The following is a 12,830-nucleotide window of genomic DNA, read 5'->3' as shown; positions in this document are numbered from 1 at the left end:
ATGACGACAAAGGGACAAGGTTATCATGCGGACACTCAATCGCCTGTTACTGCTCGGCCTTCTGGCAACCATGCCGATCGTCTCCCAGGCGGCGGACGACGCCCCATCGGCTGATCCCGATGTGACCATTCGCACGGAAGGCGATAAAACCATTCAGGAATACCGGCAAAACGGCTTCCTGTATGCGATCAAAGTCACGCCGAAAGGCGGCAAGCCTTATTTTCTGGTACGCGCCGATGGCTCGGATGGCAATTTCATCCGCTCCGACCAGCCGGACATGCTGATTCCATCGTGGAAGATCTTCGAGTGGTAATCTGACGCGTACCGTCACATCAACCTGGCACTTCCCGGCGGAAGTGCCCGCATGGGCAACTTTTCATCATGTCAGTTTTCACCCCTGTGTCCCGGCCCGAGCTGGAAACCTTTCTGGCGCCGTATCAGCTGGGCCGTCTGCTCGACTTCCAGGGCATCGCCGCCGGTACCGAGAACAGCAACTTCTTCGTCAGCATGGAGCAGGGAGAGTTTGTCCTGACCCTGATCGAGCGCGGCCCGGCCGAAGACATGCCGTTTTTCATCGACCTGCTGGATGTGCTGCACCAGGCCGACATGCCAGTGCCCTACGCCCTGCGCGACCGCGATGGCCATGGCTTGCGGGAGCTGTGCGGCAAGCCTGCGCTGCTGCAGCCACGGCTGAACGGCAAGCATGTGATGGCGCCGAACAACCAGCACTGCGCCCAGGTTGGCGAACTGCAGGCGCATATCCACTTGGCGACCCGCGAGCAGATCCTTGAGCGCAAGACTGACCGTGGCCTGGACTGGATGCTGGAGTCGGGCGCCGAGCTGTTGTCGCACCTGAGCGAGCAGCAGCGGGCCCTGCTGCAGCCGACCCTGGCTGACATTGCCGCGCACAAGGCGCAGATCCTGGCGCTGCCACGGGCCAACCTGCACGCCGACCTGTTCCGCGACAACGTGATGTTCGAAGGCACCCACCTCACCGGCTTGATCGACTTCTACAACGCCTGCTCAGGGCCGATGCTGTATGACATCGCAATTACCGTGAATGACTGGTGCCTGGACGAAGCGGCGGGGATCAACCTGCCGCGCGCACAGGCCTTGCTCGGCGCCTATGCCGCGCTGCGCCCGTTCACCGCGGCCGAGGCCGAGCTGTGGCCGCTGATGCTGCGGGTAGCCTGTGTGCGCTTCTGGCTGTCGCGGCTGATTGCCGCCGAGCAGTTCGCCGGCATGGACGTCACCATTCATGACCCACGCGAGTTCGAAGTGCGCCTGGCCCAGCGTCAGCATATCGACCTGAAGCTGCCGTTCGCGCTCTAAGCCTTTCAGGAGCGTCCTTGCCGGGACGCTCCTTTAAGAGCCGTCAGAGCTGTTCCAGGCAACCGGCCAGGCCGTTCGCAAGGTTTTCCAGCAAGCGCTCGTAGCCTTTGCTGTCCACCGGCTCGCTGCCACCCAGCGCATCCAGCTCGGCCAGCCGCACCGGCAGCCCTGCGGTCAGCGTTTCAGCCAGCCGTGGGCGCAGCGGCGGCTCGCTGAACACGCAGGTCTTGCCCACTTCCTGCAAGCGCTTGCGCATCGCCGCCACGTGTTGAGCACCCGGCTGCACTTCCGAAGCCACGCTGAACACGCCGGTGTGCTTGAGGCCGTAAGCTGCTTCGAAGTAATCGAACGCCTCGTGGAAGACGAAGTAGGGCTTGGCGGCAACGCCCGCCACACGGGTCTTGATCCGCTGATCAAGCGCATCCAGGCGCGTATCGAAGGCCTTGAGGTTGCTCTGATACCGCGCCGCATTGGCCGGGTCGAGCTTGCTCAGGTCGGCCGCCATCTGCCCGGCAATTACCCGTGCATTGACCGACGACAGCCACAGGTGCGCGTCCAGGCTACCCGGGCGGTGGTCATGATCATGCTCGTCATGGTCAGCTTCATCATGACCGGCCTCATCATGGGAATGGCTGTCCTCACCAAAATGACGCAGCTGCATGCCCTTCAGCGACTGCACCGCCACGGTCTGCTTGCTGCGGCTGCCGAGCACCCGCGGCAAGAAGTTCTCCATGTCCGGGCCGATCCAGTACAGCAGGTCGGCATCGGCCACGCGCCGTACGTCGGACGGCCGCAGCGCATAGTGGTGCGGCGAGGCACCCGGCGGCAGCAGCACTTCAGGGCTACCGACACCGTCCTGAACGGCCGCAGCGATCTGCTGCAGCGGTTTGATACTGGTCAGCACACGCACATCGGCATGGGCCGAGCAGGCGAGCAAAGCGACAAAAAGCACAAGGAAACGGGGCACGGTGAATACTCGACGTGTCAGAAACAGGTAACATAATAACGTCTCCATTAAGAACCGTCGCCGCCCATGTCGATTACTCCGCTGGCTCACCGTCCCCACGACCACTCCCATTGCGTGCACAGTGCGCTGGCTGAAGCCGACGCCATCTGCGTGCGTCAGGGTCTGCGTTTGACTGCCCTGCGCAAGCGGGTGCTGGAGCTGGTGTGGCAGAGCCACAAGCCGCTGGGCGCCTACGATATTCTTGCCGTACTGAGCGAGCAGGATGGCCGCCGCGCGGCGCCGCCGACCGTTTATCGGGCGCTGGACTTCCTCCTCGAGAACGGCCTGGTGCACCGCATCGCCTCGCTCAACGCCTTCATCGGCTGCAGCCACCCGGAACACGCCCATCAGGGCCAGTTCCTGATCTGCCGCGAGTGCCATATCGCCATCGAGCTTGAGCAGGACAGCATCAGTGGCGCGATCATCGCCAGCGCCAACGCGGTCGGCTTCAAGGTTGAAACCCAGACCGTGGAAGTGGTCGGCCTGTGCGGCAACTGCCGAGGCGCGGCATGAGCGACGCCCTGATCCGACTTGAGCAAGTCGGCGTCAGCTTTGCTGGCGAAGCCGTACTGGACAACATCGACCTGGCGGTTGCGCCAGGCCAGATCGTCACGCTGATCGGCCCCAACGGTGCTGGCAAGACCACCCTGGTGCGGGCCGTGCTCGGCCTGCTCAAGCCGCATCGTGGCAGCGTCTGGCGCAAGCCCAGGCTGCGTATCGGCTATATGCCGCAAAAGATCCAGGTCGACCCGACGCTGCCACTGTCGGTACTGCGCTTCCTGCGTTTGGTGCCTGGGGTAGACCGCGGCGCAGCTTTGGCGGCATTGCAGGAAGTCGGCGCCGAGCAGGTCATCGACAGCCCGCTACAGACTGTTTCCGGCGGCGAGATGCAGCGCGTGCTGCTGGCCCGAGCCCTGCTGCGCAAGCCGCAATTGCTGGTGCTCGATGAACCGGTACAAGGCGTCGATGTGGCGGGGCAGTCCGAGCTGTACAGTTTGATCACACGCCTGCGCGACCGTTACGGCTGCGGCGTGCTGATGGTCTCCCACGACCTGCACCTGGTCATGAGCACCACCGATCAGGTGGTCTGCCTGAACCGCCATGTGTGCTGCTCCGGCCACCCCGAGCAGGTCAGCGGCGACCCGGCCTTTGTCGAACTGTTCGGCCAGAACGCCCCGAGCCTGGCCATCTATCACCATCACCACGACCACAGCCACGACCTGCACGGCGCAGTTGTCACCCCTGGCGCCCATGTTCACGGAGAGCACTGCAAGCATGGCTGATTTTCTTCTTTACGCCCTGCTGGCCGGTTTGTCCCTGGCAGTTGTTGCAGGTCCGCTGGGCTCGTTCGTGGTCTGGCGGCGGATGGCCTATTTTGGCGACACGTTGTCGCACGCGGCCTTGCTCGGCGTTGCCTTGGGCTTCGTGCTGGATGTCAGCCCGGCGTTGGCGGTAACCGTCGGCTGCCTGCTGCTGGCGATCTTGCTGGTGACGCTGCAGCAGCGCCAGCCGCTGGCGTCGGATACGCTGCTGGGGATTCTTGCTCCAAGCACCTTGTCGCTGGGCCTGGTGGTGCTGAGTTTCATGCACGACGTGCGCATCGACCTGATGGCCTATCTGTTTGGCGACTTGCTGGCGATCAGCCCAACGGACCTGGGCTGGATCATCGGCGGCAGTGCAGCCGTGCTGCTGTTGCTCGCCGCGCTCTGGCGCCCACTGCTGGCGGTGACCGTACATGAAGAGCTGGCAACCGTCGAAGGCCTGCCGGTAGCGGCGCTGCGCCTGACCCTGATGCTGCTCATCGCCGTGGTGATTGCGGTGGCGATGAAGATCGTCGGCGTGCTGCTGATCACCTCGCTGCTGATCATCCCGGCCGCCGCCGCCCAGCGCCATGCGCGCTCGCCCGAGCAGATGGCGCTGGGTGCCAGCCTGCTCGGTGTGGTGGCAGTATGTGGCGGGCTGGCAATGTCCTGGTTCAAGGACACGCCGGCCGGGCCATCGATCGTGGTCTGCGCGGCAGTGCTATTCTTGCTGAGCCTGGCCCTGCCCAAACGCTGAGACACGGGTCGCACTTTGGCGCATCTTGCAACCAATGCGCGGGTAAAGGGTCTGTAAGACTTGTTTTCGAGCGTGCGCACCTGGGTGTAGACTTGCTCGCTTTTTGCGCAAATAGAGAGTCGCAGGAATGAAGCCGTTCGCCTCCCGTTATCTGCTTGTTGCCGTGTTGTCGCTGGGCCTGGCCGCGTGTGCCAGCGCCCCGGTCGAACAGCCGAGCGTGCCTGCCCAGGCCGACCCATGGGCCGAGCTGCAGCAGAACATCGCCAGCAACGAACTGGCCACTGCTGAAGATCAGCTGACCGCCCTGCAAGCCCAGGCGCCGCAAGACCCGCGCGTGGAGCAGCACCAGCGCCAGCTCGCCGAAGCCTACTTGCAGCGCAGCCAGATCGTCCTGCAAAAGGGTGACGTGAATGCCGCCGCGACCGCGCTGGCGCGGGCCCGGGCATTGATGCCGCAAGCGCCGGCGCTGGCCGCCGGGGATGCCGTGGCCCATGCGCGCAAAGCCGAGCTGGACCGTGCCGAAGCTGCCTTGAAGGCCGCTGAAGCCAAGCCCAAGGCGCGCATGATCGACCCCACCGCACCGAGCACCGTGATCGCCCTGAAAACCACAGACAGCCGCGCCCTGCGCCGGCAGCTGGATGACATCGCCGCAGACGTGATCAGTTATCAGTGTGAAGTGGTGTTCCAGGTGCCACGCAAGGACGACGCGCCGTGGCTGAAAACGCTGCTGGGCAAGCGCGTACACAAGCTCGACAGTGGCTATGAGCTCAACCAGCGCCATGAAATCCAGCGCTCATTGCCCGCTCAGGTCGTGCTGGTACCGCATCAGCGTTGAAATAAAACCCCGGCAGGCGAGCCTGCCGGGGTGATCTATCAAGCCGGAATGGCTTCTGCAGCAGCTTCGCGCTCCCAGACCCGGTGCGCTTCGACCGCTTTGACGAAGGCATCGATCGCCTTCTGATCATTGCCCAGCAACAAGCCCTTGTCTTCGGCCAGGCCGAGTTTGCCGACCAGCGCCTTGCCGTCTTTGGCAAAGGCGATGGCCTTCAGGTGCTTGTACGCTTCCAGCAGGAAGTGCTTGGCCAAACCGCTCTGCCCCAGCGCATCAATTGCGGCCTTGCCGGCCGGCACCAACACACCATCGAACATGATCGACGGCATGCCTTCCATCGACGCATCCACCGCCAGGCTGGAACCATCGGCCGCTTTTACTGGCGCCGAGGTTGGGCCCAGCAGCATTGGCCTGGCGCTGTGCGCCTCAAGTGCCTTGACCAGACGATCGACGTCCGCCGCATCCACACCGTCAGCCAGCAGCAGGGCAATCTTGCGACCCTTGATACCCACGCTGCCCGGGTGATTGAGCTGGCTCAGCGCTGGCGACTCGGCCAGGCTCGAGCCCTTGACCTGCACGGTGCCTTTGCTCGGCGCCGGCAGACCCAGGTTGGCCGCTACTGCCGCCGCCAGCTTCAGGTCGATATTGGCGAGGATCTCGTTGACCTGACGGGCACGGATGTATTCCCGCTCGACCTTGCCCAGCTCAAAGCTGTAGGCCTTGATGATGTGCTGCTGCTCGTTCGGGCTCATGCTGTGGAAGAACAGGCGCGCCTGCGAGAAGTGATCGCTGAACGACTCGCTGCGCTCGCGAACCTTGCGTGCATCGATCCGCTCCTGATAGCTGTCGAAGCCACCGTCTTCAGCCGCTGCCGGGGTTTCCTTCGGCCAGCCGCCATCGATGCTGTTCGGCTCGTACGAGGCACGGCCCTTGTTGATTTCCATGCGGTGCATGCCATCGCGCTGGCCGTTGTGGTTGTGCGCAACCGGACGGTTGATCGGGATCTCATGGAAATTCGGGCCACCGAGGCGGCTGATCTGCGTGTCGGTGTAGGAGAACAGGCGGCCCTGCAGCAGCGGATCGTTGGTGAAGTCGATACCCGGCACGATATGGCCAGGGCAGAAGGCGATCTGCTCGACCTCGGCGAAGAAGTTGTCCGGGTTGCGGTTGAGCACCATCTTGCCCAATGGCGTCACCGGCACCAGCTCTTCGGGGATGATCTTGGTCGGGTCGAGCAGGTCGAAGTCGAACTTGTGCTCGTCGGCCTCAGGCACGATCTGCACGCCCAGTTCCCACTCAGGGTAGTCGCCGGTTTCAATCGCTTCGGAAAGGTCGCGACGATGGAAATCGGTGTCCTTGCCGGCCAGCTTCTGCGCCTCGTCCCACAGCACCGAGTGCACGCCTTGCTTCGGCTTCCAGTGAAACTTGACGAAACTGGCCACGCCTTCGGCGTTGATCAGGCGGAAGGTATGCACGCCAAAGCCTTCCATCATCCGCAGGCTGCGCGGGATAGCCCGGTCGGACATCGCCCAGATGACCATGTGCGCCGACTCCGGCACCAGCGAGACGAAGTCCCAGAAGGTGTCATGAGCCGAACCGCCGGTAGGCATTTCATTGTGTGGCTCAGGTTTCACCGCATGAACGAAGTCGGGGAACTTGATCGCGTCCTGAATGAAGAACACCGGCATGTTGTTGCCGACCAGGTCGAAGTTGCCTTCGTCGGTGTAGAACTTCACGGCGAAGCCGCGCACGTCGCGCACCGTGTCACCGGAGCCACGGGGGCCCTGCACGGTGGAGAAGCGCACGAACACCGGAGTGATCTTCTCCGGGTCCTGGAGGAAACCGGCCTTGGTCAGCTCGGCATGCTTGCCGTAGCTCTGGAAGTAACCATGGGCGCCAGTGCCACGGGCATGGACGATGCGCTCGGGGATGCGCTCATGGTCAAAGTGGGTGATTTTTTCACGCATGATGAAATCTTCGAGCAACGACGGCCCGCGCGCACCCGCCTTGAGGGTGTTCTGGTTGTCAGCGATCTTGACGCCCTGATTGGTCCGCAGCGCCTCGCCGGTAGCGTCGCTACGGTAGGCTTCCAGACTCTGCAGTTTGGCGTTGGTGTTGGCACGGTCCGGGGTGTCGGTACCGGCCATCTCACTCTGTTTCGGGGTATCCGGGTGCTTGCGCGACATGTCGGCTCTCCTCATCGGTATTCAGGGCGGCCCATTCGGGCTCGTTAGCTAGTGACTGATGGCCGTGCGCATGCGTTCAATTCCATTGCCGACTGTCGCGTTATGCCGGTTGGATTGGACCAATACGAAATAAATGCTAAGAAGACCCAGGGGAAAAGGCTAAAATGCGCCCCCCGGCTTACCGCCAGACCCTATTTCCATTGCGCCCCACAAGGTTCGCTCAGTGATCGAGTTTCAACATGTGCACAAGACCTACCGCGTCGCCGGTAGGGACATCCCCGCCCTGAACCCGACCAGCCTGACCATTGAAAATGGCCAGGTGTTCGGCCTGATCGGCCACTCCGGCGCTGGCAAGAGCACCTTGCTGCGCCTGATCAACCGCCTCGAAGCGCCCAGCGGTGGCAAGATCATCGTCGATGGTGAAGACGTTACCGGCTTCGATGCCAACCAGCTGCGGCGCTTCCGCCAGCAGGTCGGGATGATCTTCCAGCACTTCAACCTGCTGGCCTCCAAGACCGTGGCCGACAACGTGGCGCTGCCGCTGACCTTGGCCGGTGAGCTGTCGCGCAGCGAAATCGACCAGCGCGTCACCGAGCTACTGGCGCGGGTCGGTTTGTCCGATCACGCCAAGAAGTATCCCGCGCAGCTCTCCGGCGGGCAGAAGCAACGCGTCGGCATTGCCCGCGCGTTGTCGACCCGGCCAAAGATTCTGCTGTGCGACGAAGCAACCAGCGCCCTCGACCCGCAGACCACGGCCTCGGTCCTGCAACTGCTGGCCGAGATCAACCGCGAATTGAAGCTGACCATCGTCCTGATCACCCATGAAATGGACGTGATCCGTCGGGTCTGCGACCGCGTGGCGGTGATGGACGCCGGCCTGATCGTCGAGCAAGGCAGTGTTGCCGAGGTGTTCCTGCACCCGCAGCACCCGACCACCAAGCGTTTTGTCCAAGAGGACGAGCAAGTCGACGAAGGCGAACAGCGCGACGACTTTGCCCACGTGCCAGGCCGGATCGTGCGCCTGACCTTCCAGGGCGATGCCACCTACGCACCGCTGCTCGGCACTGTCGCCCGGGAAACCGGGGTCGACTACAGCATCCTCGCCGGGCGTATCGACCGCATCAAGGACGTGCCTTACGGGCAATTGACCCTGGCCGTTACCGGCGGCGACATGCAAGCCGCGTTCGACCGTTTCAGCGCAGCTGATGTGCATATGGAGGTACTGCGTTGATGGACGCTTTGAATTTCTTCGCCAATGTCGACTGGGCCGAAATCTGGCTGGCGACCATCGACACCATGATCATGCTGTTCGGCTCGCTGTTCTTCACCGTGCTGCTGGGCCTGCCGCTGGGCGTGCTGCTGTTCCTGTGCGGGCCGCGGCAGATGTTCGAACAGAAGGGCCTGTACGCGCTGCTGTCGCTGGTGGTGAACATCCTGCGCTCGCTGCCGTTCATCATCCTGCTGATCGTGATGATCCCATTCACCGTACTGATCACCGGCACCTCGCTGGGCGTCGCCGGGGCCATCCCGCCACTGGTGGTCGGCGCCACGCCGTTCTTCGCCCGCCTGGTCGAGACGGCGCTGCGTGAAGTTGACCGCGGCATCATCGAAGCGACCCAGTCGATGGGCGCGACCACCCGCCAGATCATCACCAACGCACTGCTGCCCGAGGCCCGCCCGGGCATCTTCGCGGCGATTACCGTGACCGCAATCACCCTGGTGTCGTATACCGCCATGGCCGGTGTGGTCGGTGCTGGTGGCCTCGGCGACCTGGCGATCCGCTTTGGTTATCAGCGCTTCCAGACCGATGTAATGGTGGTCACCGTGGTGATGTTGCTGATCCTGGTTCAAGTTCTGCAAAGCGTCGGCGACAAACTGGTCGTGCATTTTTCCCGTAAGTAACCCCAATGGGGTCGGCCAGGCCGACCCGTTCGGGGGCCGTCGCGGCCCTCACAAGGAGTGTTTGATGAAAAAACTGCTTGCTGTTGTTGCCGCTGTGGCGGCTTTTTCGGCGCACGCTGCCGAGACCATCACCGTCGCTGCAAGCCCGGTGCCGCACGCCGAGATCCTCGAGTTCGTCAAACCCGTGCTGGCTAAAGAAGGCGTCGACCTCAAGGTCAAGGTCTTCACCGACTACGTGCAGCCAAACGTACAGGTTGCCGAGAAGCGCCTGGATGCCAACTTCTTCCAGCACCAGCCGTACCTGGATGAGTTCAACAAGGCCAAAGGCACCAACCTGGTCAGCGTTGCCGGCGTGCACCTGGAGCCACTGGGCGCTTACTCGAGCAAGCTGAAGAAGCTCGACGAGCTGCCGGCCGGCGCTACCGTGGTTATCCCCAACGATGCTACCAACGGCGGCCGCGCGTTGTTGCTGCTGGACAAGGCCGGTGTGATCAGCCTGAAGGACAAGAGCAACATCTTGTCGACTGTGAAAGACATCACCACCAACACCAAGAACCTCAAGTTCCGCGAGCTGGAAGCGGCCACCATCCCGCGTGTGCTGACTCAGGTCGATCTGGCCCTGATCAATACCAACTACGCGCTGGAAGCCAAGCTTGATCCGTCCAAGGATGCCCTGGTGATCGAAGGCAGCGACTCGCCTTACGTCAACATCCTGGTGGCACGCCCGGACAACAAGGACTCGGACGCAATGAAGAAGCTGGTTGCAGCGCTGCATTCGCCTGAAGTCAAAGCGTTCATCACCGAGAAGTACAAAGGCGCGGTACTGCCGGCGTTCTGATCGAGCCGACCGCAACACCTGCGGGGCAAGCCCGCCGCCTGCTGCTTGTGCACTGCAGGCGGCGGGCTTGCCCCGCAGTGCTTTCTGGCCTCAGTCGCGCTTGACCAGCCCCGGCAACTGCGCCGCCAGCTTCTGGTTGTTGAACGGCGCGCGGATAAAGCCGCGCTGGCGCCCATCGGGCCCGACCACAGCCAGGTTGCCGCTGTGATCGACGGTGTAGCCGGGCTTGCTGGTGTCAGCAGGGATAAACGGAATGCTCAGGGCATTGGCCAGCTTCTGGGTGTCCTCGATCGAGCCGGCCAGGCCGACGAAATCCTTGTCGAAGTAGCCCAGGTACTGCTTCAGCTGAGTGGCGGTATCGCGGTGCGGATCGACGCTGACCAGCACCACTTGCAAACGCTCCAAGGCTTCCTTGGGCAGCTCGCTCTTGACCTGGCGCAGCTGCGCCAGGGTCGTCGGGCAGATGTCCGGGCAGTAGGTGTAGCCGAAGAACAGCAACGACCATTTGCCTTTGAGCTGATCGAGCTCGACCGGCTGGCCGTGCTGGTCGGTCATGCTCACCGCCGGCACGCTGCGGCTCTGCGGCAGCAGGATGATGCCGGCATCGATCAGTTCAGCTGGGTTGGCCTCGCTGCGGCCGTTGAGCACCTTGTTGACGGTCAGGCCGAGGATCAAGGCAACCACGGCAACGAGAATGAAGACGGTTTTCTGGGTTCGGGTCATAGATTCAGCATCAACAGATAGTGGTCAACGAGCAGGGCGATGAACAGGGCGAACAGGTACCCGATAGAGTACTTGAAGGTCTTGATCGCCGCGTGCGGCCGGGTGCCACGGTACAGCACCCAGGCCCAGCGGACAAAACCCAGCCCCAGCAGCAGCGCACAGGCCAGATACAGCAGGCCGCTCATGTGGATGGCGAACGGCAGCAGACTTGCCGCCAGCAGCACCCAGGTATACAGCAGGATATGCAGCTTGGTGTAGGCCTCGCCATGGGTCACCGGCAGCATCGGGATCGCTGCCTTGGCGTATTCCTCCTTGCGGTGGATGGCCAGCGCCCAGAAGTGCGGCGGCGTCCAGGCGAAGATGATCAGCACCAGCAGCAACGGCTCGGCGGTGATCTGCCCGGTCACTGCAACCCAACCGAGCAACGGCGGCGCGGCCCCGGCCAGGCCACCGATAACGATATTCTGCGGTGTCGCACGCTTGAGAAAACCGGTGTAGAGCACCGCATAACCGAGCAGTGAAGCCAGGGTCAGCCAGGCTGTCAGGGCGTTGGTGAACACCAGCAGCACGCTCATGCCGAGCACCGCCAGAAGCAAGGCAAAGGCCAGCGCTGCCATGGGCGCGATCCTGCCATCGGCCAAAGGCCGCTTATGGGTGCGCGCCATCAATCCATCAATACGCCGGTCGACCACATGGTTGACCGCAGCCGCAGCGCCAGCGCACAGGCCGATACCCAGGTTGCCGAACAGCAACACCGTCCACGGCACGCCCGCACGGGTCGCGAGAAACATCCCGACCAGCGAAGTGATCAGCATCAACAGCACCACCTTGGGCTTGGTCAGCTCGACATAATCGCGCCAGCTGGCCTGCTGCCGCGGCGTGCTCAGAACCGTCGCCATGCGTCACTCCTCATCGGTACATGTGCCCCGGCCACGCGGGTCAAGCGCCAGCCATGGCCGACGCGGACCTTGTCGACCACGCGAATGCGGTAATTCACCAACACCATGCACAGCAACAGCGCAGCACCACCGGCGTTGTGCGCCACCGCGACGGCCAGCGGCAGGTGCAGCAGGACATTGCTGATGCCAAGGCTGATCTGCACCGCCAGCGCCAGCATGACCAGCCCGGCCAGGGCGCGTAAACCGTTGCGGTAGAGCTTGTGGCTGAGCAGCAACAGTACGGCCGTGACCAGTAGTGCACCCAGCCGATGGCTGATATGAATCGCCGTGCGCGCATCACTGTCGAGCTGGCCACCGAGGTAATTGGGGCCGACATGTTGAGTCAGGTGAAAGCCATTGCTGAAGTCAGCCGCAGGCCACCACTGGCCATGGCAAGTCGGCAGGTCGATGCAGGCGACGGCGGCATAGTTGGCACTGACCCAACCGCCCAGAGCGACTTGGCCAATCACGGTCAGCAGCCCCAGCGCGGCGACTCGGCGCAGGCTCAACGGCAGTTTCGGCAATGGCGCAAAGGCCCGGGATAGACGCAGTGATAGCAGCAACAGCAGGCTCAACGTAGTGAAGCCGCCAAGCAGGTGCGCCGTGACCACCTGCGGCCACAGCTTCAAGGTCACCGTCCACATACCAAATGCCGCTTGCGCCAGCACCACCCCCAGCAACAGCAGTGGCAGACGGTAGGGCTGGCCGTCACGGGCGTGCCGGCGCAGCGCCTGCAACGCCAGCCAGGCAATCACCAGCGCCAGGCCACCGGCAAAGTAGCGATGGACCATCTCGGCCCAGCCCTTGGCTGCTTCAACGGGATGCTCAGGGAAGTGCAGCTCGGCATGGGCCAGCTGCGCGTCGCTTTTGGGCACGCTGATAAAGCCGTAGCAACCGGGCCAGTCCGGGCAGCCGAGACCAGCATGGGTCAGCCGGGTATAGGCGCCCAGCAGTACCACCACCAGCGCCAGCAAGGTTGCGAACACAGCGAGGCGATAGCCGGGTCTGGCCATGG

General features: G+C 63.2%; 14 protein-coding genes. 9 read left to right on the top strand and 5 right to left on the bottom strand.

What is annotated here, in order from left to right; genetic code table 11:
* Window positions 1-25 precede the first annotated feature (25 nt).
* Together AC58X1_RS13525 and AC58X1_RS13520 are read left to right on the top strand one after the other, a co-directional pair.
* Entirely contained in the window at window positions 26-313 is a 288-nt protein-coding gene (locus AC58X1_RS13525) for a DUF2782 domain-containing protein (protein WP_101322707.1), read from the top strand.
* 68 nt (window positions 314-381) lie between these two features.
* Window positions 382-1,332, top strand: a complete 951-nt coding sequence (locus AC58X1_RS13520; protein ID WP_150570253.1) for a homoserine kinase — start codon at window positions 382-384, stop codon at window positions 1,330-1,332.
* Window positions 1,333-1,375: 43 nt separating this feature from the next.
* Here AC58X1_RS13520 and znuA read toward each other — a convergent pair whose 3' ends face one another.
* The gene (znuA, locus tag AC58X1_RS13515; RefSeq protein ID WP_497428963.1) at window positions 1,376-2,347 is read right to left on the bottom strand and encodes a zinc ABC transporter substrate-binding protein ZnuA; all 972 of its coding nucleotides are present in this window, start codon (window positions 2,345-2,347) and stop codon (window positions 1,376-1,378) included.
* An 18-nt stretch (window positions 2,348-2,365) separates the two neighbouring features.
* Here znuA and zur point away from each other — a divergent pair, with 18 nt between their 5' ends.
* The 4 genes from zur (at window position 2,366) to AC58X1_RS13495 (ending at window position 5,231) form a co-directional block, all read left to right on the top strand.
* Window positions 2,366-2,851, top strand: a complete 486-nt coding sequence (zur, locus tag AC58X1_RS13510) for a zinc uptake transcriptional repressor Zur (protein ID WP_101322710.1) — start codon at window positions 2,366-2,368, stop codon at window positions 2,849-2,851.
* Window positions 2,848-3,621, top strand: coding sequence for a zinc ABC transporter ATP-binding protein ZnuC (gene znuC, locus AC58X1_RS13505; protein WP_150570255.1), 774 nt, complete (start codon window positions 2,848-2,850; stop codon window positions 3,619-3,621). The genes zur and znuC overlap by 4 nt, the downstream gene beginning before the upstream one ends.
* On the top strand, window positions 3,614-4,396 hold the full coding sequence (gene znuB / locus AC58X1_RS13500; RefSeq protein WP_101322712.1) for a zinc ABC transporter permease subunit ZnuB: 783 nt from the start codon (window positions 3,614-3,616) through the stop codon (window positions 4,394-4,396). The genes znuC and znuB overlap by 8 nt, the downstream gene beginning before the upstream one ends.
* Window positions 4,397-4,523: 127 nt before the next feature.
* Window positions 4,524-5,231: a PA5502 family lipoprotein gene (locus tag AC58X1_RS13495; protein ID WP_497428962.1), complete on the top strand. Its 708-nt coding sequence runs from the start codon at window positions 4,524-4,526 to the stop codon at window positions 5,229-5,231.
* A 38-nt stretch (window positions 5,232-5,269) separates the two neighbouring features.
* On the opposite strand, the gene katE is transcribed toward AC58X1_RS13495, so the two are convergent.
* A complete protein-coding gene (gene katE / locus AC58X1_RS13490) occupies window positions 5,270-7,414 on the bottom strand; it encodes a catalase HPII (protein ID WP_188036904.1) in 2,145 nt (714 codons plus the stop codon).
* A 223-nt stretch (window positions 7,415-7,637) separates the two neighbouring features.
* Here katE and AC58X1_RS13485 point away from each other — a divergent pair, with 223 nt between their 5' ends.
* From AC58X1_RS13485 to AC58X1_RS13475, 3 genes are all read left to right on the top strand, one after another.
* The gene (locus tag AC58X1_RS13485) at window positions 7,638-8,645 is read left to right on the top strand and encodes a methionine ABC transporter ATP-binding protein (RefSeq protein WP_101322715.1); all 1,008 of its coding nucleotides are present in this window, start codon (window positions 7,638-7,640) and stop codon (window positions 8,643-8,645) included.
* Complete coding sequence (locus AC58X1_RS13480) at window positions 8,645-9,316, top strand: methionine ABC transporter permease (RefSeq protein WP_101322716.1); 672 nt, start codon at window positions 8,645-8,647, stop codon at window positions 9,314-9,316. The genes AC58X1_RS13485 and AC58X1_RS13480 overlap by 1 nt, the downstream gene beginning before the upstream one ends.
* A 64-nt stretch (window positions 9,317-9,380) precedes the next feature.
* On the top strand, window positions 9,381-10,154 hold the full coding sequence (locus tag AC58X1_RS13475; protein ID WP_101322717.1) for a MetQ/NlpA family ABC transporter substrate-binding protein: 774 nt from the start codon (window positions 9,381-9,383) through the stop codon (window positions 10,152-10,154).
* A gap of 90 nt (window positions 10,155-10,244) precedes the next feature.
* Here AC58X1_RS13475 and AC58X1_RS13470 read toward each other — a convergent pair whose 3' ends face one another.
* Genes AC58X1_RS13470 through AC58X1_RS13460 form a run of 3 tightly spaced genes read right to left on the bottom strand, consistent with a single transcriptional unit; the run spans window position 10,245 to window position 12,828 of the window.
* Complete coding sequence (locus AC58X1_RS13470) at window positions 10,245-10,877, bottom strand: SCO family protein (RefSeq protein ID WP_150570257.1); 633 nt, start codon at window positions 10,875-10,877, stop codon at window positions 10,245-10,247.
* Entirely contained in the window at window positions 10,874-11,776 is a 903-nt protein-coding gene (cyoE, locus tag AC58X1_RS13465; RefSeq protein WP_101322719.1) for a heme o synthase, read from the bottom strand. The genes AC58X1_RS13470 and cyoE overlap by 4 nt, the downstream gene beginning before the upstream one ends.
* Window positions 11,761-12,828: a COX15/CtaA family protein gene (locus AC58X1_RS13460; protein ID WP_101322720.1), complete on the bottom strand. Its 1,068-nt coding sequence runs from the start codon at window positions 12,826-12,828 to the stop codon at window positions 11,761-11,763. The genes cyoE and AC58X1_RS13460 overlap by 16 nt, the downstream gene beginning before the upstream one ends.
* Window positions 12,829-12,830: the final 2 nt, after the last annotated feature.

The sequence above is a fragment of the Pseudomonas sp. PGPR N4 genome (genome assembly GCF_059693665.1).
Note: the sequence above shows the minus strand (reverse complement) of the source record. Positions and strands in the feature narration are given on the sequence as shown.